General features: G+C 48.9%; 18 protein-coding genes and 1 pseudogene. 12 read left to right on the forward strand and 7 right to left on the reverse strand.

Going from position 1 to position 17188, the window contains the following annotated elements; genetic code table 11:
* Window positions 1-82: 82 nt before the first annotated feature.
* The gene (locus tag T458_RS37960; RefSeq protein ID WP_023556264.1) at window positions 83-580 is read right to left on the reverse strand and encodes a hypothetical protein; all 498 of its coding nucleotides are present in this window, start codon (window positions 578-580) and stop codon (window positions 83-85) included.
* Between the two features lie 178 nt (window positions 581-758).
* Between T458_RS37960 and T458_RS37965 the strand changes: the two genes are divergently transcribed.
* Window positions 759-1421, forward strand: a complete 663-nt coding sequence (locus T458_RS37965; protein ID WP_023556265.1) for a CPBP family intramembrane glutamic endopeptidase — start codon at window positions 759-761, stop codon at window positions 1419-1421.
* 84 nt (window positions 1422-1505) lie between these two features.
* Window positions 1506-1706, forward strand: a pseudogene (locus tag T458_RS37970) (methyl-accepting chemotaxis protein); the annotation flags it as partial.
* Window positions 1707-1777: 71 nt separating this feature from the next.
* Here the strand turns inward: T458_RS37970 and T458_RS37975 are convergent.
* From T458_RS37975 to T458_RS37985, 3 genes are all read right to left on the reverse strand, one after another.
* Complete coding sequence (locus tag T458_RS37975) at window positions 1778-2713, reverse strand: aminoglycoside phosphotransferase family protein (protein ID WP_252989798.1); 936 nt, start codon at window positions 2711-2713, stop codon at window positions 1778-1780.
* 98 nt (window positions 2714-2811) lie between these two features.
* Complete coding sequence (locus T458_RS37980) at window positions 2812-3666, reverse strand: pentapeptide repeat-containing protein (RefSeq protein WP_023556268.1); 855 nt, start codon at window positions 3664-3666, stop codon at window positions 2812-2814.
* A gap of 51 nt (window positions 3667-3717) precedes the next feature.
* Window positions 3718-4596 carry a GNAT family N-acetyltransferase gene (locus tag T458_RS37985; RefSeq protein ID WP_023556269.1) on the reverse strand — a complete coding sequence of 293 codons (879 nt, stop codon included), beginning with the start codon at window positions 4594-4596 and terminating at the stop codon, window positions 3718-3720.
* Window positions 4597-4742: 146 nt separating this feature from the next.
* Between T458_RS37985 and T458_RS37990 the strand changes: the two genes are divergently transcribed.
* The 4 genes from T458_RS37990 (at window position 4743) to T458_RS38005 (ending at window position 7564) form a co-directional block, all read left to right on the forward strand.
* Entirely contained in the window at window positions 4743-5495 is a 753-nt protein-coding gene (locus T458_RS37990) for a hypothetical protein (RefSeq protein WP_031305610.1), read from the forward strand.
* Between the two features lie 50 nt (window positions 5496-5545).
* Window positions 5546-6232: an HAD family hydrolase gene (locus tag T458_RS37995; protein ID WP_023556271.1), complete on the forward strand. Its 687-nt coding sequence runs from the start codon at window positions 5546-5548 to the stop codon at window positions 6230-6232.
* Between the two features lie 156 nt (window positions 6233-6388).
* On the forward strand, window positions 6389-7015 hold the full coding sequence (locus T458_RS38000) for a TetR/AcrR family transcriptional regulator (protein ID WP_023556272.1): 627 nt from the start codon (window positions 6389-6391) through the stop codon (window positions 7013-7015).
* Between the two features lie 21 nt (window positions 7016-7036).
* A complete protein-coding gene (locus T458_RS38005; RefSeq protein ID WP_023556273.1) occupies window positions 7037-7564 on the forward strand; it encodes a GNAT family N-acetyltransferase in 528 nt (175 codons plus the stop codon).
* A gap of 46 nt (window positions 7565-7610) precedes the next feature.
* On the opposite strand, the gene T458_RS38010 is transcribed toward T458_RS38005, so the two are convergent.
* Together T458_RS38010 and T458_RS38015 are read right to left on the reverse strand one after the other, a co-directional pair.
* Window positions 7611-8162 (reverse strand): hypothetical protein, encoded by a 552-nt coding sequence (locus T458_RS38010; protein ID WP_023556274.1) that lies wholly within the window; start codon window positions 8160-8162, stop codon window positions 7611-7613.
* The gene (locus T458_RS38015) at window positions 8155-8865 is read right to left on the reverse strand and encodes an AAA family ATPase (protein ID WP_023556275.1); all 711 of its coding nucleotides are present in this window, start codon (window positions 8863-8865) and stop codon (window positions 8155-8157) included. Before T458_RS38015 ends, T458_RS38010 begins: the two co-directional genes overlap by 8 nt.
* 296 nt (window positions 8866-9161) lie before the next feature.
* On the opposite strand from T458_RS38015, the gene T458_RS38020 reads away from it, so the two are divergent.
* From T458_RS38020 to T458_RS38035, 5 genes are all read left to right on the forward strand, one after another.
* Window positions 9162-10049 (forward strand): putative RNA methyltransferase, encoded by an 888-nt coding sequence (locus tag T458_RS38020; protein WP_035316084.1) that lies wholly within the window; start codon window positions 9162-9164, stop codon window positions 10047-10049.
* A 179-nt stretch (window positions 10050-10228) separates the two neighbouring features.
* A complete protein-coding gene (gene dctP, locus T458_RS38025) occupies window positions 10229-11263 on the forward strand; it encodes a TRAP transporter substrate-binding protein DctP (protein ID WP_023556277.1) in 1035 nt (344 codons plus the stop codon).
* A gap of 31 nt (window positions 11264-11294) precedes the next feature.
* The gene (locus T458_RS56005) at window positions 11295-11858 is read left to right on the forward strand and encodes a TRAP transporter small permease (RefSeq protein ID WP_023556278.1); all 564 of its coding nucleotides are present in this window, start codon (window positions 11295-11297) and stop codon (window positions 11856-11858) included.
* Window positions 11859-11860: 2 nt separating this feature from the next.
* Window positions 11861-13177: a TRAP transporter large permease gene (locus T458_RS38030; protein ID WP_031305614.1), complete on the forward strand. Its 1317-nt coding sequence runs from the start codon at window positions 11861-11863 to the stop codon at window positions 13175-13177.
* Window positions 13178-13358: 181 nt separating this feature from the next.
* Window positions 13359-14831 carry a GGDEF domain-containing protein gene (locus tag T458_RS38035; RefSeq protein WP_023556280.1) on the forward strand — a complete coding sequence of 491 codons (1473 nt, stop codon included), beginning with the start codon at window positions 13359-13361 and terminating at the stop codon, window positions 14829-14831.
* Window positions 14832-14964: 133 nt separating this feature from the next.
* Here the strand turns inward: T458_RS38035 and T458_RS38040 are convergent, their stop codons facing one another.
* Window positions 14965-15417 carry a GNAT family N-acetyltransferase gene (locus tag T458_RS38040; RefSeq protein ID WP_023556281.1) on the reverse strand — a complete coding sequence of 151 codons (453 nt, stop codon included), beginning with the start codon at window positions 15415-15417 and terminating at the stop codon, window positions 14965-14967.
* 119 nt (window positions 15418-15536) lie between these two features.
* On the opposite strand from T458_RS38040, the gene T458_RS38045 reads away from it, so the two are divergent.
* On the forward strand, window positions 15537-17177 hold the full coding sequence (locus T458_RS38045; protein WP_023556282.1) for a peptide ABC transporter substrate-binding protein: 1641 nt from the start codon (window positions 15537-15539) through the stop codon (window positions 17175-17177).
* Window positions 17178-17188: the final 11 nt, after the last annotated feature.

The raw sequence follows: 17188 nt of genomic DNA on the forward strand, positions 1-17188 counted from the left end.
CTGCTTAAAAGGCTATTTGGAATTTGGCATTACGACATTGAGGGCAGGACTCGTGAAGTAGAAAACCACCCAAATCACGGGTTCATTCTTTCGTCAGGATAAAATCAGACATCTCTGCTTTTTCCCATGTTGTACCTTTTGGATTCACATTTGCATAAAGCGTTATCGAATCGGCGGCATCGATCACAGCCTTCCATTCAAAATTCATCTCTTTCGGCTGTAGATATTCATCATATAGTTGTTGGTAATGAGGGTCGCCCTTTTCTTTTGCTTCTTGAATATAGCCCACCGTGTCGGGGTCCTTATCAAAATTTTTATAGATCACCTTATACCAAAAGCTCGCTTCTACATTTCCCTCAACGATTTCTTCCTGATAATCTGAGATGGCAAAGTCCAACAACTCATAGTAAGGCGAAAAAACCTTTCTGCTTTCTTCTTCCATAAAAGCAGAGACATTGTTATAACTTTCTGAGCGATTCGTTTCTTCTGTAAAAGACCTCTTCTCATCACTTCCTGTTTGGCAACTGCTTAGGGAAAATACCAGGATCATTGCCATAAAAGGAATTACCACCTTTTTCATGAGGAACCTCCATGGATTGATAACAGTGATTTTACACTCGCTGTCATTTATTGGCAACCACAACCTTTTTTTAGATCCCATCCTTCTAGGTACCACTTGAAGTTGGTACTACACGCTTCCTCTACTCCCCACTACAATCTTACTAGATAGGAACATACTATGATTTGGTGGGGATCTGATGAATCTCGTTCTATTATTTCTTGGACCAACCTTGATGATCTTTTTGGGTTTGCAAGTAATGAGCAGCGTACCTTTAACATTCCTGCTTTTTTATGGCTGGCTGTTTGCTGTTCCCGCTGTGGAATGGTTCGTCATCAGAAGAAAAACGAGAAAAGAAACGTTCAGACAAATGGGTCTCGTCTTCAATCGTAAAAATGTCTATCACGGCGTTGCCACGGGACTTCTTTTCTTTTTGACGATACTTCTCGCGGGTTATTTCTTCCACAGCTTTCTTTTTGATCGCGACGATCTGCAAGCCTTGTTGGCAGACTGGCAATTCTCCGGCGATCTCGTCATTTGGCTGATCCTGGTTTTACTCGTAATCAATCCATTTCTCGAGGAAATCTACTGGAGAGGCTATTTTTTTAAAAAGCTGGAAGGAAAACGGTCTGTGCGGGCAATGATTCTGCTTACTTCCCTGTTTTACAGTCTTTATCATTTCCTTTCCATCATCCCTTTGTTTAGCTGGCCGTATAATATCATGATGGTCGTTCCTGTTTTTATCGCCGGCATGATATGGGGATACATGCGGTATAAAAGCAGTTCCCTGGTAGGCTCGATTGTGAGCCACATCCTCGCAGATGCTGGAATTATGGCCGTCTACATACTGTTCTTGAGATGAGACTGTGACAGGTCGGAGCATGAAATAATGACGTTCCATGGAAATGGCCGATCAGTCCTCCAAAGCGACTGCGGAAACTGCCGAATTGATCAATCTGGCAAAAAAACAACGGAAATCACCACCATTTTATCGATGATAACCGAAGTAGCGGAACAAACCCAATTGCTCGCGCTGAATGCTGCAATCGAAGCTGCTCGAGCTGGCGAGCACGGCAGGGAATTCGCTGTCGTCGCGGACGAAGTGAAGAAGCTGGCAGAGCAATCGGGGAAATCGGTGAACCAGGTCGGAAAGGCATTCAAGCTTTGATCGAAAGAGTCCGCCGCATCGTCAAGATGAGGCGGACTCTGTTTTTTGCCTTACTTCCGATACCACTTGGGCACGATCCGTTCAAAGTGGTCGTGATCATCCAGCACCTTGCGTATCTTCCCCATCATGGAGTCCAGCTCCTCTGGCCTCACTCTCAAAATCCAGACCACGGATGAGACCAATGTCATAGCCAGATAGAGTGAATACAACCGCCAAAATTCATCCCCAGGCTCGTTGCAATCATGGTATCCCCGGATTTGCCCCATACAGAACGGAACGCTAACCTCCGCGCTAAACATGCCTGCCTTTACAAATTCGTGTATCGGATCTCCCCAGTCGTACCGGTTGAAATCAATCACACCTGAGAATGCGCCATCCTTCACAATCAGGTTTCCGACATGGTAATCGTCGTGTTGAAAAAGGTTCGGCCTATTCTTCATCAGGTGCAAATTCCCGTCGATAAAGGACAACAGCCTGCTCTCCTCCTCGATCGCAATCCCGCATTTGGCATATTCGGCCCGGTTGCGGTCATATTTGGCAGTCATTCTTTCATGCCAGGCCCCCACATCATCATCTGTGCAAGGAATCTGATGCATCTTTCTCAGCTCCAGGCCAGCTTGTACGCCAATGTCATACTGCTCCTTTTCGGCAAGGAATGGCAGTGCTTCAGAAGCTTCCTCCCCCTCGATGTAGGAAACAATCATGTATCCGAGCCCCAGACTTGGCAGGACGCCGCTCTCAATCGGCTTGGTGCATCTTACGCCGATTTCCTCCATACGCTGGAGCATCTTAAATTCGTTCTCTTTGTCTTTTTCCTTCTGTATGCTGTAGGTTCGCAGTACGTATTGGGGATTTCCCTCATGATCGTTTACCATGTATTTGTGATCGCTTGAGTACCCCCTGTGTATTCGTTCCAGCCTGTAACGGTTTCGCAGCATGGGAATCCCATCGAGGAGCCCTCCTGCTTCGTTTGTCGCATCACTCACATTGATCCCCACTTCCTGCTTATCTGGTTTTTCCCAAAAAGAACGCGCAGCTCTGCCAGTTCCTTTCCTGTCACACGTCCCTCTTTTTGCCATCACTCTTAGGCAGACCAGTGTGACGGTCTTTCGAGTGACAGCGGAATTTTCGTGTGGGAGTCACCTTTCGCTGCATTCAGCTGAGGTTGCGTGAGGAAGATACTCCCGGTCAGATCAGCTCCGCGCAGGTCTGCATCTCGAAAATCGGCGCCAATGAGGTCAGCAGCACGAAGATCTGCACCACGAAGGTCCGCAGCAATCAGATATGCTCCGCGAAGATTGGCACAGCGCAGATCGGCCCCCTTGAGCTTGGCGCCGATGAGGTCAACACCTCGGCCGTATTTCTGCTGACGGCCTTTAACTCCCTTGTATTGACGCTGGGCCTCCTCTCGTACGAGCTCGCTTGTCCGCAGCAGCAGAACATTCACATCAGCCCGGTGTGCCGCTACGTCCAGTTTCCCGAGAGCTTCCGGCTCGAGCTGGGTAAGGCGCATCGTTTCATCGAAGGCCTTCTGGAGTTCTTCATGAATCTCCGCGGCTGGCTGGAGCTTCAGCGCTTCTCTTAGGTACCACAGCAACTCATGAAGCTGCCACATGATCGGGAATACCTCGAACATTTGCTTCGCCGCACCTGGCTCTTGCCGCCAGTCACGACCGCCAAACGTCATTTGCGACACCTTCTGCCCGGCACCGAAGCAGTCGTAAACCGTACATCCACGAAAGCCCCGCTCCCTCAAGCTGCTGTGAACGCCGCAGCGGAAGTCCTCCCGCAGGTTTTGGCAAGGCTTCCCGGCTTCCTTGTTCATCGCGAAGTCGGAAGAGGCTGCAAAGGGGAGCGCGACACAGCACAAACCGAAGCAGTTCTCGCAGTCCCCTTGCAAGGATGAGTATATATGGTGGTTATCCTGGTTCGCTGACATGCTGCAGACTCCTTTCGCATTTCATGGTGATTCCTAAGCGTAATTTATCCCTTACGCAATGGAGGTCATCGGATGCTTTACATGCACCGGATACGGAATCTCCCCATTCGTCTTTACAAATAAGCCCGTATTCAGGCTTTCACTCTCTGTCTCGATCCCTTCCTCATCCGGTGTAAAGTGAAACACGATTTTTTTCGTCTCGGGCCCTGCCAATTTTCGCAAAAGCGCATGGATGCTGATCTTCTGCTTGCTGAGCCAATCATAGAGATGCAAGCAGTCGCCCTCCTGCTTATAGATCGCGATCACGTTTTCTTCCTCCAGGTAATACAGCTCTTGAGAGAAGACATACAAAGCATAAAACATGAAAATGCCAGGGCAGTTGTCTGTTCCAAAACACTCGGAAACAGGCACCCTCTGCGCTGCGTATTGGGCAATCAGATCCAGGTCTTCTGCTTGATTGATGTCCAGCTTCCGTATTCTTGTATGATTTTTAATAGGACCAGGCGTAAAGGGCATCGAAAATTGATGCTCCTCCACAGGTTGGAAACCGAATTTGGGATAAAAATTCAATACCGTGTCGTTGGCAAACAGGTACATGAAATCATACTGATTTTCATACTCTGCCAAGACGAGATTCATCAATTTTGCCGACAATCCCCGTTTTCGGAAATCCGGGTGCGTCATGACCGTACCGATCTGAATTGCTTTTTTCTTCTCGCCGTTTATTAGAAATGATAGAAGGTTTACGGAGACATTGGCTATGACTTGATCGCCCTGAACCAGGGAATAAGGGATATATCGCTCATCCCAAAAGCCCTTTTGGTACCATTCTTCAAAATGGATGCCGAAGGTCTGGGATGCGAGTTCGGAGAAGCTTTTTCGAAGGGCATCGTTATGTTTGTAATCCTTGGCCACGATCAATTCTTGCATGCTCGCTCCTCCTCAAATACCATTGCGAAACATTTTTCGTATCCGTTTGCACGAGTGCTGGACGTATTGTATCATGGATTACCAGAAAATTCATTCTCTAGCAAAGGGAAATAGGTTATATCAATATGAAATCGGAAGGTAGCAAAATGACACACGAAACCTTTTTACAAAACGTGAAACAACTTGTGCATATGCATCAAAGTGGCCTTTTGGGCGGAGAAGTGATGCCCGAGGATGCCCTTATCGGGATCGTTCCGGACGAGGATTTGCCGAATGTGTTGACGCTGGCGATGTCTCTGAATTACCAACGGAATGCCTACACGCTCTGGCAATCCGTAGCACATGCTTATCAGGATGAAGGCACTCGCTGGATCTTTCGTCCTTTTGCAGCGGTCACATGTGAAAGAGAGGAGCTGCGCAATGTCCTGATTCATCATCGTGTCGCGCTTCAGCCCAATCGGCATCCTGAGATCTGGCAAAGGGTTGCGCAGGGCATTGTAGATTCCTCCCCCGATGGCAGCGTTGCCGGAATGCTTCAGTCATGTAACTACGACGTTGCCTCCCTGATCGACCTGATGCAAGTCCGGCGCAAATCCTCTTTTCCCTATTTGTCCGGACCCAAAATCTTTCATTACTGGCTGTACGTCCTAGAGTCGTATGCAGGTATTGCCTGGAAATCCCGCGAACTGATTACAATCGCGCCGGATACGCATATTTTGCAAGGAAGTGTCCAACTTGGGCTTTGTTCTGAAAAGGTTTTGCAGGGCAGCACCAGCGACCGCCAGGCAGTAGCGTCTGCCTGGGAGACAGCATTGAAGGGCAGTGGCTTGGCACCTATCGACGTACATACTCCTTTATGGCTGTGGAGTCGCGCCGGCTTTCCGCCTCTCTACAGCTAATCCGGCAAGTCGTACGCATAGTTTATGGTGAGAGGGGGGAATCTTCTGAAATGGTAAGTGCGGTTCTTTTCGATCTGGATGACACGATGCTTGACAGGGATGCTTCTCTGCTGCGTTTCCTTCACGATCAGCATGATCGGCTTCAACCCTTCTTTGGACATATTTTACAAGCCGATTATGTAAAAAGATTTGTCGAGCTGGATGCGCACGGATATGTATGGAAAGACGTCGTCTACCAGAAATTGATTGAGGAGTTTAGAATTCAGGGGGTATCCGCAGAAGCGCTGCTTGAGGACTACATCACGCGATTTCATTTTCACTGTGTGCCGGTTCCCCACCTGATGGAGACAGTTGAGCATCTGAAACAACACCAGTTTAAGTTGGCCGTAATCACCAATGGCTTCACAGGATTTCAAATGAGAAATATTCGCGCATTGGGGATCGAACACTGCTTTTCTGAGATTTTAGTATCGGAGCAAGTGGGGCGCAAGAAACCGGATCCGGGCATATTTCACCATGCGCTGGATTTACTAGGCGTCTCTCCGCAAGAGAGCATGTACGTTGGCGATCATCCGATCAACGATGTACAGGCGTCCAGACAGATAGGTATGATTGGCGTTTGGAAGAAGAGCCAACATTGGTCCCCGCCCGAGCATGCTGATTTTGTTATCGACGATTTGGCGGAATTAAAAACACTGACACAATACATGAAATTACCGGATGAAAGACGCAGGTGATGGTTTCAAATAACGAACCAAATGTACTATATCAAGCCAATTACCTTCCGCTCAAGCGAAAGGTATTTTTTTGCTTGAAAATCGACATCGGTGTCGTTTATACTAACAGTCAAGAAATAACGACAGTCATGTCGTTTTAATAAAGAAGGTGAGAACATGGCGCCAAAAGTAAGCGAGGAGTATAAGCAGCAAAAGAAAACAGAGTTGTTGCAAGCCGCAAAGCAGGTTTTTATCAAAAAGGGCTACACCAACGCCACGATGCAAGACATCCTCGACGAAGCAGGTGTATCTCGCGGTGCGTTGTACGCCTACTTCGATAATCTGGAGCACGTCTATATCGAGCTTCTCCGGTACGAAGACCAGCAAGACATCCTTTGTTTCACTCCGGATGACGAACGGACCTCCTGGCAGCAAATCATCTCCTGGCTCGACAAACAGCGAATGCAAATCAAGCAGATTGACCAATCCCTGCTCGTGGCCAATTCCGAGTTTTTCTTGTCCGTCAGGGAAAACAAAGCGGGCTACCCCTACATCAGCGATCGCTACCAACGATTAGTAGAGGTGCTCATTGCCTTTATTCAAGCAGGTGCCGAACGGGGAGATCTCGCCCCCCGCTTTCCACGGGACTCGATTGCCCGTTACCTTATTTCCTTCATCGATGGCCTGATGCTGGACACCGCTCACTTGGGTCAAGACAAAACCAACGTGGATGAGCAGTGTGACCTGCTTTTGTTTTCCTTAAAAGAAATGCTGCGTCCCGTCTCAGCAGAAGAGAAACACTAATCTCAGAGGAGCTGAATCCAGATGTTGTTTGAATCGGCACGGATATCTTTTCGCAAAATGACCTTGGAGGATATCCCGATCTACCATTCCTGGAGAAATGATCTGGAGGTCATGCGAACGACCCTTCCAATGTTGGATCTGCATACCTTCGAGAGTACCACGGATTTCGTCACACAGGTGATTCTCGGATCGCCCACGTCCAAGAGCTATCTCATTCTCGAAAAAGAAACACAGAAGCCAATCGGCATCACTTCCCTGGTCCACATCGATCCCAAGAACCGCAATGCCGAATGCATCATCGATATTGGAGAGAAAGCGTACTGGGGCAAAGGGTTCGGCAAGGAGGCACTGAAGCTGTTGCTGGACTACGCCTTTCTAGAAATGAATCTGCATCGGGTGTCGCTTCGTGTGTTTTCTTTCAACGAAAACGCGACATCGCTGTATGAAAAATTGGGTTTCAAACACGAGGGAAGATCGCGTCAAGCGATCTTCAGGGAAGGAAAATGGCATGACATCCTTCACATGGGAATCTTGCAGGAAGAATGGTAAACGGGCGTGCCTCTTGGGGCCGCCCGTTCTTTTTCTAGTGCTGCTTTTATGACGCTCCGCGCTTTCCTTTCAACCGCCCATGATACTTCTTCAATTCCTTTGCCAGCAGCGAGCGCCGAAGCCCTTTTTGCCCCAAAAGCTCCTTGATCTCTTCTACACTCATGTAGGACAGGCGGATATGGTAATAGTTGATATGTTCAATCACGGCGAAAGAAAACAAAAATAAAAACCAATAGAAATCCGCGGCAAACACGTAGCATTGGTAGATCAGAACCAACATCCCGATAGCGATCAGGAACATATTGCTCTTTTTAAAAAACGCAAACAGCCTCAATTGATGATCAGGAAGGTTGGAGGATGACTTGTTTCGCACCTGCCTCCATTTTAAAAACCAGTAAAAGCCTCCCTGAAGCAAGATCCACTCCAACATAACAAACGCGTAGAGAGACGGAGCGGAAGTCAAATAAACCTCGAATCCCTCGAGCAAATACAAGTACAGGACCCAAAGCACGGCAAACATCAATGCCGCAAACCACTCACCGGTGAACAGTCCGAACAGTTTTTTCTTCACTTTGTTATGCATGCGCTTCTTACTCATGGAACAATTCATCCAATACTGTTTTTCTGTTTTCGAGAAAGCGTCTGGTAATGATGTAATGCAACGTATCCTCATACTGAATCTCTTCAATCGGTTGTTCATCAAAATTCAAGATTTGTGCATTGGGATAGCCAAGCAAGATCGGGGAATGGGTAGCAATGATGAATTGGGCGCTATTCTCCAGATCCTTTATGATGCGTAACAGAGCCAGTTGCCGCGCAGGTGAAAGGGCCGCTTCAGGCTCGTCCAACAGGTATATCGCCTTTTCCCCAAAACGATGGGTAAAAAGAGACAGAAATGCTTCTCCATGTGATTGCTGATGCAAGGAACGTCCCCCGTAGGATTGCAGGCTTGCCGGCATCGTGTCCATATGAGAGGCAAAGTGATAAAACGTCTCTGCCCTTAGAAAAAAGCCGTTCGTCATTTTGGGCATCCACGAGAGGCGAATGTTCTCGCCCAAAGCAGAATCAGAAGAGTCTACCTCATAGTAGTTATTTTTTCCTCCACCTGCCGTATGAAAGCCACATTGATACGCAATCCCCTCAAGAATCGTCGATTTTCCGGAACCATTTTCTCCGACAAAAAATGTAACGTTGGTTCGAAAAGAAAGCGAGGTTAAACTTTTTATTGCTGGTATGGAAAAGGGATAGCGATTGGGATCCGAATCTCCACTTCTCATAATCTCAAGGCTTCGTAAGTACATGAAACTCCACTCCCAACATTTCGTTCATGGATTCAACCCTCATCATTATTTTCAAGATACTCTTTGCATTGCCATTTTTCAAACCATCCTTGCTCATGTTATATTTGCCTGGGGGTCTTTTTCCCCTTGATCTGTTTTAAAGGAGTTGCTTTTCTCATGATCATCCAATTCATTCGTTACCGTTAATGAGAGGTGCAGGAAGGCAGGCTCACGTCATTTTTTTTTTGGAAAATGACCTGGGTTTCTTTCACTGTGCCTTTTTCATTCTCGAAAACGAATGAATGGGGTGCTTTTTTGTGTCCAAAAACGAAAAGAAACTGGAGCGTTTCCATCTGCTCGCTCAACATGAGCATGTATTCGCTTGTCCGCTATGTTCCAAACCGATGAAAGCTATTCCCAATACGAGCTTTGTTTGCTCGAGCGGACATTGCTTTGATTTTGCCAAACATGGTTACGTCAACTTGCTGACGCGTCCTCCCAAAACCAAGTATGACACGTCCTTGTTTGCCGCTCGACAGCACATGAATGCCAGTGGATTTTTTGAACCTTTGATTTCCCGAATCAGTCAGGGCATCCACCAAAACATGCCGCCACATCTCGAGCCTTTGCGTCTCCTGGATGCAGGGTGCGGAGAAGGATCGCATCTTGTCTCCATACAACAGAATATCCTGGAACGCACCAAAATCGCTCCCCTGGGAGTCGGGCTTGATATCTCCAAGGAGGGGATCAAAATCGCTGCGAAGAGAAGTTCCAACACTATCTGGTGCGTGGCGGATCTGGCCAGATGCCCGGTCATGGATCGTTCCTTTTCCGTGATATTGAATCTTTTGTCGCCCTCCAACTATGACGAGTTTCACCGCATACTGGCTGATGACGGCATCGTGATCAAAGTAATTCCGGAGAGCCATTACCTGCAAGAATTACGAGAGGCCTTGCACCAACATACACTTCGTGATACGTATTCCAACAAAAGGATACAAGAGCTGTTCAAGCGCCATTTTTCACTCATAGGGATGGAGCGTGTAACCTACAGCATCCTTTTGCAAAAGGAGGAACTGCATTCCCTGGCACGGATGACTCCGCTGTCATGGGGCACATCGGACGCCCTCCTTCAGCGATGGACGAATCAGGAACAAGCAGAAGTCACCGTTGATTTTTCGATCCTGTACGGTAAGAAAGGATAAATGAAAAGGCAGAAAGGAGCAGCTTTGCTTACTCAGGCTTGCTCCTTTTCTTTGAATCTCCCAAACCTCCCCTTCCCTCCCCAGAAACGTTAACTCCTTAATAGTTATTCACCCTCAAGTTATAGATAATAAATGTAACATTTTATACTTCTACTTACTTCGAAGGGAGAATTGACTGAATGTTCAAATTTGTGCGACCACGTATTTTTCTGTCCCTCCTCTGCTGTTTGCTGCTCCTCGCCGGGTGTGGCTCGAACTCTGCAAGCGGCCCCGCCAGCTCCGCAGGTTCCGCAGGCTCGTCCTCGGGTCCCGTGGAACTGAAATTGGTCAGCTTTTTGGCTCTGGATCACCCCTTCCCCAAAGACATGATTCCGCTGTGGAAGGAAAAGGTGGAAAAAGAATTGAACGGCGCCGTGACCATACGGGTAGTAGGCGGACCCGAATCGCTGCCGGTCGGCGATCAGTTTGATGCCGTGCGCAATGGGGTTGTCGATATCGGCTTCAACGTCAGTTCCTACTACGGCCATCTCATGCCGGAATCGCACTCTTTGAACCTCTCTCCCTTCACGCCGGCGGAAGAGCGGGAGAACGGCTATTTTGACTACATGTCTGATCGCTTCAAGCAAAACAATCTGGTCTACCTGGGCCGCTGGCTGAGCGAGTCTCCTTACTACTTCTGGACCAACAAGAAAATCCAGGCGCTGGACGAGCTGAAAGGCAGCAAATTCCGCTCCAACTCTACTTACCACGAAGTCATGCTGGCTCTGGAGATGGTCCCGATGGAGGTGAACCCGGGCGACGTCTATACGTCTCTCGAACGCAAAATGGTAGACGGCTTTGGTTTTCCGCTCCTCGGACCGCGTCTGAACGGCTGGACAGAGGTAACCAAATACCTGATCGACGAGCCTTTTTTAAACCAGAACGCGACCATCCTGATGAACGTCAAGGCTTTCGAGTCGCTTTCGTCAGAGAATCAACAAAAGCTTCTCGCCCTGACCAAGGATTTTGAAACAGAAATGGTCGAGTACTTCAAAAAGGAAAACGAAAAAGAAAAACAAACCCTGCAAGAAAAAGGCGTGGAGCTGATCAAGCTCAGCCCGGAGGACAGCCAAAAGTTCCAGGAAATCGTAAAAAGAGAGAAATGGGGCGTACTGGAGAAAGCTGTTCCCGATCAGGTCAATGAGCTGAAGAAGCTGCTGAAATACAATCCGTGAGCCCAGCCGACGCATAGAGGAGTGACAAAATGTGAAGAACACCCTTTTCAGATGGCTCGACAACATCGAAAATGCGTTTGCCGTCCTCGCCTGTATCCTGCTTCTGTTTGCCACCTTCTCCATCGGGGCCCAGGTCATTTCCCGCACCTTTTTCGACTATCCGCTGCTTTGGGTCGATGAGGTGAATGCCTATATCCTGGTCTACCTGCCCTTTTTGGCGGGGGCTTGGCTGGCGCGCAGCAGCGGCCACATCGCAGTCGATATCATCGAGGGCATGCTGTCCCCGCGATTGCGCGCCTACAATGACATGCTGGTCGCGCTGATCGGCATTGCAGTGAGCGCAGTGCTGTTCTGGTACGGCACGCTGGTCTCGATTGATCACTACGTCCGCGATATTCGCAGCATGTCGGTGATCGCGATACCCAAGCTGTACGTAATCGTGATCATTCCGATCGGCTCGCTGCTGCTTGCTCTGGAATTCGCACGCAAGCTGTACCTGGCAACCCTCGCCCGCAAAAAACAGGATGAGGATATCGTCATAACCCCGGATTCACCATCTCTGTTCACCAAAGAACAAGGAATAAAGGAGGGATGATCGTGGACTGGTGGCACATTCTCTTACTGATCTTTTTCAGTTTGCTTGCTTTGATGATTCTGCGCGTACCAGTGGCCTTTTCTTTCCTCGCGATCAATATCGTAGCAGCCATTTTTCTCTGGGGCGGAGAAGTGGGACTTCGACAATTGATGGGAAGCATCGAAAGCTCTCTCGCCACCTTTGCGCTGGCCCCGATTCCGCTTTTTATCCTGATGGGCGAAATCATGTTCCATACGGGCATCGCCCCGAGGATGATCGATACCCTCGACAAGTGGTTTGGAAAAGTTCCGGGGCGATTGAGTTTGCTCGCTGTGACGGGAGGAACCCTGATCTCTACCCTGACAGGTTCGACGATGGCGAGCACCTCGATGCTCGGCTCCACGCTCGTCCCGGAGATGGAGCGGCGTCAGTACAAAAACCAGATGTCGATCGGGCCGATTCTCGGCAGCGGAACCTTGGCTGCCTTGATCCCGCCAAGCGCTTTGGGCGTTCTGCTCGCTTCGATGGGACAAATCTCCATCGGCGCGTTTATGATCGCGATCATCTTGCCCGGTGTCCTGATGGCGATATTGTTCGGACTGTATATTATCATCCGGGCCAAGCTTCAACCCGAGCTGGCACCGAACTATGATGTCGCGTCCATTCCACTCTCGGAAAAAATCAAGGCAACCGTCGTCTACATCTTTCCTTTATCCCTGATTATCTTCCTCGTCGTGGGATTGATGTTCTTAGGCGTTGCTACTCCGACCGAAGCAGCTGCGATGGGCTCGATCGGCAGTCTGCTGCTCGCTGCCTACTACAAGCAGTTGAATTTCCATACGCTGAAGCTGGCGTTGATCGGCACACTCAAGATTTCCGCCATGATGCTGATGATTATTGCCGGATCGACGGGTTTTAGCCAAATCCTGTCCTTTTCCGGGGCGACCAGTGAACTGGTTCGCATGATTGCCAGCCTCGATGTATCAGTGACATTGCTCGTGATCGGCATGCTTTTGATCGTGCTTTTGCTCGGCTCCTTCATGGAATCTCTTTCCATACTCATGGTGTGCCTGCCGATCTTTATCCCGATCGCCAATACGCTGGGCATCGATTTGCTTTGGTTCGCCGCCATGCTGTTGATCACGATTGAAATCGGAACGATCTCTCCACCGTTTGGAACCGGACTGTTCGTGATGAAAGCCGTCGCACCCAAAGGGGTCAAAATGGGGCAAGTCTACGCGGCAGCCTTCCCATTTATCTGCCTGGACCTGCTGTTAGTCGCCATCATCATGATCTTTCCGCCGATCGCCACCTGGCTTCCAACCTTAATGAGGACCTGAGATGCACACATTCGTTTCCTTTCAAACCGATCTGTTTGCTTCTGCAAACGGGTCGGTTTTCCATTTTTCGTCATCTTTCAACACTTTTGTCGAAATAAAAGGATTACTAGTCCGAACGTGGAATAGTTCTATTCGACTTTATTCATCCTACCCCTTTTCCTAAAGCAGCGAGGTGTAACAGTTGAACGCCCGTTTTCGACTTAAATTGACGATGACCATGATTGTCTTTGCCCTCACGATTTCCTTCTCCATCACGACCAGCGACTACCTGCGGATGCGCGATCGCGCCATTGAGAACAAGCAAAATCAGGTTAAGCAGGACGAACAATTGGCCAAGTACGCATTGGAGACCGTCGAAAAAGCCTACTATGTGTTTGGAGATAGCATTGCGCACAAAATGAAAGACACCTCGCTCCAGCTCCTGGACATGTATGAGGAAAATCCCTCCTTTGAAACCTGGGACTTCGACGCTCTCAAACGCCGGTTTTCACTCGATGTTTACGTCATCGACAGCAACAATGTCATTCTCTACAGCTCGTTCAGGCAAGATATCGGTATGGATTTCAATGCTTGTTGCGGGAAATTGGCCAAGGTGCTGGATGAATACCGAAACAACGGCGAGTTTTTCCACGATGGGATGGATCTCGAACAAAAGACTGGCATCATCAAAAAATACAGCTACATGCCAACACCAGATAAAAAGTACATCATCCAGCTTGGCTACTCTCTGCAAGAGGGGGATATCTTTCACAAGTTTAATTTTCTCTCCACGATCGACCAGCTCGTTGAAAGATCACAGTCCATCTATGCAATCAATGTCCTGAATATTGGCGGATACAAACTGGGAGATCCTTCGGCCATACAACGAAAGCTTCCCCCGGAACGCAGAAAAGCGTTCGAGAAAACACTGGAGACAGGCACGACAATCGAATGCGAGGATTTGTGGAACAATGAACCCGCCATCTACAGATACGTCCACTATACATCGGAGTATGATGACGGTACTACGAAGAACAAGGTACTGGAAATCGTCTACCATGACATGGATTTGCAAGAGATCCAGAACGATCACAGAAACCAGTTTATCATTCAGCTCTTGATTATTCTGATTATCACAATCATTCTCTCCTCGCTTATATCGCGTTGGGTTGCAAGGCCGATGTACCTGGCCTTTCACGACAGCCTCACTGGACTGAACAACAGAGCGGCTTTTGACGAACGACTGAAGGCGGCGATCTCCAAGAAGCATGAGCAATCAGCGCTGTTGATGATCGATCTGGACAATTTCAAGCTGGTCAATGACCATTTGGGCCATGACATGGGCGATCACTTATTGCAGTGTGTAGCCCTTGTCCTGCGCAAGGTGGCTCGCCCCATGGATACGCCGATCCGGCTTGGCGGTGACGAATTCGTCCTGATCATGCCCTCAGCAGATCGGGCAGAAGCAGAAGAGACAGCCCAACAACTGATTGATTCCATTCTGGTGTCGACGGCGGAGGAATTTCAGTTAGACGGTGAAAAAGTAACGGTCAGCATCGGCATTGCGCTGTTTCCTGAGCACGGCCTGAACCCTGACATGCTGTACAAGCGGGCAGATCAAGCCTTGTACGATTCCAAGAAAAAAGGCAAAAACCAATACAAATTCTACAGTTGAATACAGCCTGTGACGACGTAGAACGGTTGTCCAGGCTGTCATTGCAGAGGTTGCTTTTACCATGGAAAGCCCTGTAAAATGCTGAGTGGGAGTGAATGCTTGTTCTCATTTCCACTCTTAGCCTTGAAGACTATTACAAGTCCTGGGAAAGCCTGATCATGTCTGTCACCTGAATTCCGTTCTCGAAGATGGCCTCATCGTAGTGCCGCAGGAAGAAGTCTCGGTCGACCCCCGTCATGCGAAAACCGCATTTTTGATACAAAGCAAGCTGACCCACACTGGAGTTGCCAGTGCCGATTTCCATCGTTTGATAACCGGCCTCTCTCCCCTGCTGGATCGCATGCTCCACCAGTTTCTTGCCAATCCCTCTTCCTTGATGCTGTTCTGCCACGGCGATATTGACGAGCTCCACCGTCGCCGGACGAGTCGGCAGCAGCACATAGGTGCCCACGATGCTCTCCTCTAGCTCCGCCACATAGCACTCTCCCCTTTTCAGATATTCTTCCACCAGCGTACGGGATGGGTCTGCCAATAACAGCAGCTCCATCGGAGGACATTCGGCTGCTTGTAGTCTTCGAATATTCATTCGTTTCTCTCTCCTTATCTAAAACATTATCAACAAAAATTAAATCTTCACGACAATTATTTTCACTACATATTTACATGGGTATAGTAAGAGTAGTTACGAAAGGGGGGAACCCCATCGTGAGAAAAGTGATTTTCATAGCGATGTGTATAGTACTCTGCATGAGTGCAGCGATAACGGGCTGTGAGAAAAACGCCTCCAGCCAATCCAACCAGGGAAGGATACCCGAACCGCCACCAGAACAACCACCCGCACAAAAAGTGCTGCGAATGAACCTGTCGATTGAACCGCCTACAGCAGATCCTGCTTTCGCGGAGGATTCTACGTCGGCCGCCGTCATTCGTGCGACCTTCGATGGTTTGACGCGCATCGGAACCGATGGGACGCCTCAGTTGGCTGTTGCGAACAAAATGGAAGTCTCAGCGGACAGGCTCACGTATACCTTCCACTTGCGCGATAGCCAATGGAGCAATGGCGAGCCTGTGACGGCCCATGATTTTGAGTACGCCTGGAAACGCGTCCTCGATCCCAGGACCGCATCCATCTATGCCTATCAGATGTACTATCTCAAAAACGGCGAAAAATTCAACAATGGCCTTGCCTCAGCAGACGAGGTCGGAGTCAAGGCACTCAATGACAAAACACTTGTCGTGCAGCTTGAGCATCCGACTTCCTACTTCCCGGAGCTGACTGCCTTTGCTACCTATTATCCCGTCTATCGGCCGCAGATCGAGGCCAATTCCCGCTGGGCGTCAAACGCGGATACCCATGTGGGCAACGGTCCGTTCAAAATCGAGCAATGGGACCATTATACAAAGCTGGTTCTGGCAAAAAACAACCAGTATTGGGACAAGGATGCCGTCAAGCTTGATCGCGTGGAATTTTCCATGATCTCGGATGAGAATACTGAGTTGTTTCTCTATGAAAAAGATGAACTGGACTGGGCAGGCGCCCCGCTCAGCACCTTGCCCGCTCAAGCGATACCCGGCTTGACCGATGCGGGGAAGATCAGAACCCGGACGATTGCGGCAGTCTATATGTACAAATTCAATACTCAACAGGTTCCTTTCAACAATGTCAAGATTCGCAAGGCGTTCTCTTACGCCATCAATCGACAGCTTATTATTGATCAGGTCAGGCAAGGTCATCAGGAGCCGGCACTGGGTTTCGTTCCCCCATCGATGGCCGTTCACACCGAACCATATTTTTTGGACAACGATACCGAGACTGCCAAAAAACTGCTGCAGGAAGGCTTGAACGAGCTGGGCCTAGCTACCCTGCCTCCTATCACGCTCACGTACAATACCTCTGAATCACACAAGCAATTGGCAGAGGCAGTCGCAGGACAATGGCGACAAGCGTTTCACATCGATGTGAAGGTAGAAGACAAAGAGTGGACCCAATTTTTGAAAGACCAGCACAAGGGAGACTATCAGATCTCCAGGTCTGGATGGCTCGGGGATTTTAACGATCCGATCAGCTTCTTGGGCATCTTCCGGGACCGTGCAGGCGGGAACAACGATACCGGGTGGGAAAATAAACGTTATCAAGCGCTGTTAAAACAATCGGCCCTGGAGATGAACACGCAGAAGCGGAATCAATTGCTCGCACAGGCAGAGCAAATCCTGATGGACGAAATGCCGATCGCTCCCCTCTTCTACTATACCAATTCCTGGGTAAAGCATGATCGTGTCAAAGGTGTCTTTATTGACGGAATGGGCAATCTCGAGCTCAAATGGGGCGACATCGTCAACAAATAAGAGAAAGAAAA

Source organism: Brevibacillus panacihumi W25 (genome assembly GCF_000503775.1).
In the GTDB taxonomy this organism is placed as follows: Bacteria; Bacillota; Bacilli; order Brevibacillales; family Brevibacillaceae; genus Brevibacillus; species Brevibacillus panacihumi_A.

Excerpts from the sequence above, each read along its gene's own strand:
- T458_RS37960 (WP_023556264.1), bottom strand. The coding sequence starts at position 580 with ATGAAAAAGGTGGTAATTCCTTTTATGGCAATGATCCTGGTATTTTCC.
- T458_RS38005 (WP_023556273.1), top strand. The coding sequence starts at position 7,037 with ATGTTGTTTGAATCGGCACGGATATCTTTTCGCAAAATGACCTTGGAG.
- T458_RS38000 (WP_023556272.1), top strand. The coding sequence starts at position 6,389 with ATGGCGCCAAAAGTAAGCGAGGAGTATAAGCAGCAAAAGAAAACAGAG.
- dctP (WP_023556277.1), top strand. The coding sequence starts at position 10,229 with ATGTTCAAATTTGTGCGACCACGTATTTTTCTGTCCCTCCTCTGCTGT.
- T458_RS37995 (WP_023556271.1), top strand. The coding sequence starts at position 5,546 with ATGGTAAGTGCGGTTCTTTTCGATCTGGATGACACGATGCTTGACAGG.
- T458_RS37985 (WP_023556269.1), bottom strand. The coding sequence starts at position 4,596 with ATGCAAGAATTGATCGTGGCCAAGGATTACAAACATAACGATGCCCTT.
- T458_RS37965 (WP_023556265.1), top strand. The coding sequence starts at position 759 with ATGAATCTCGTTCTATTATTTCTTGGACCAACCTTGATGATCTTTTTG.
- T458_RS38040 (WP_023556281.1), bottom strand. The coding sequence starts at position 15,417 with ATGAATATTCGAAGACTACAAGCAGCCGAATGTCCTCCGATGGAGCTG.
- T458_RS37980 (WP_023556268.1), bottom strand. The coding sequence starts at position 3,666 with ATGTCAGCGAACCAGGATAACCACCATATATACTCATCCTTGCAAGGG.
- T458_RS37990 (WP_031305610.1), top strand. The coding sequence starts at position 4,743 with ATGACACACGAAACCTTTTTACAAAACGTGAAACAACTTGTGCATATG.
- T458_RS38010 (WP_023556274.1), bottom strand. The coding sequence starts at position 8,162 with ATGAGTAAGAAGCGCATGCATAACAAAGTGAAGAAAAAACTGTTCGGA.
- T458_RS38015 (WP_023556275.1), bottom strand. The coding sequence starts at position 8,865 with ATGTACTTACGAAGCCTTGAGATTATGAGAAGTGGAGATTCGGATCCC.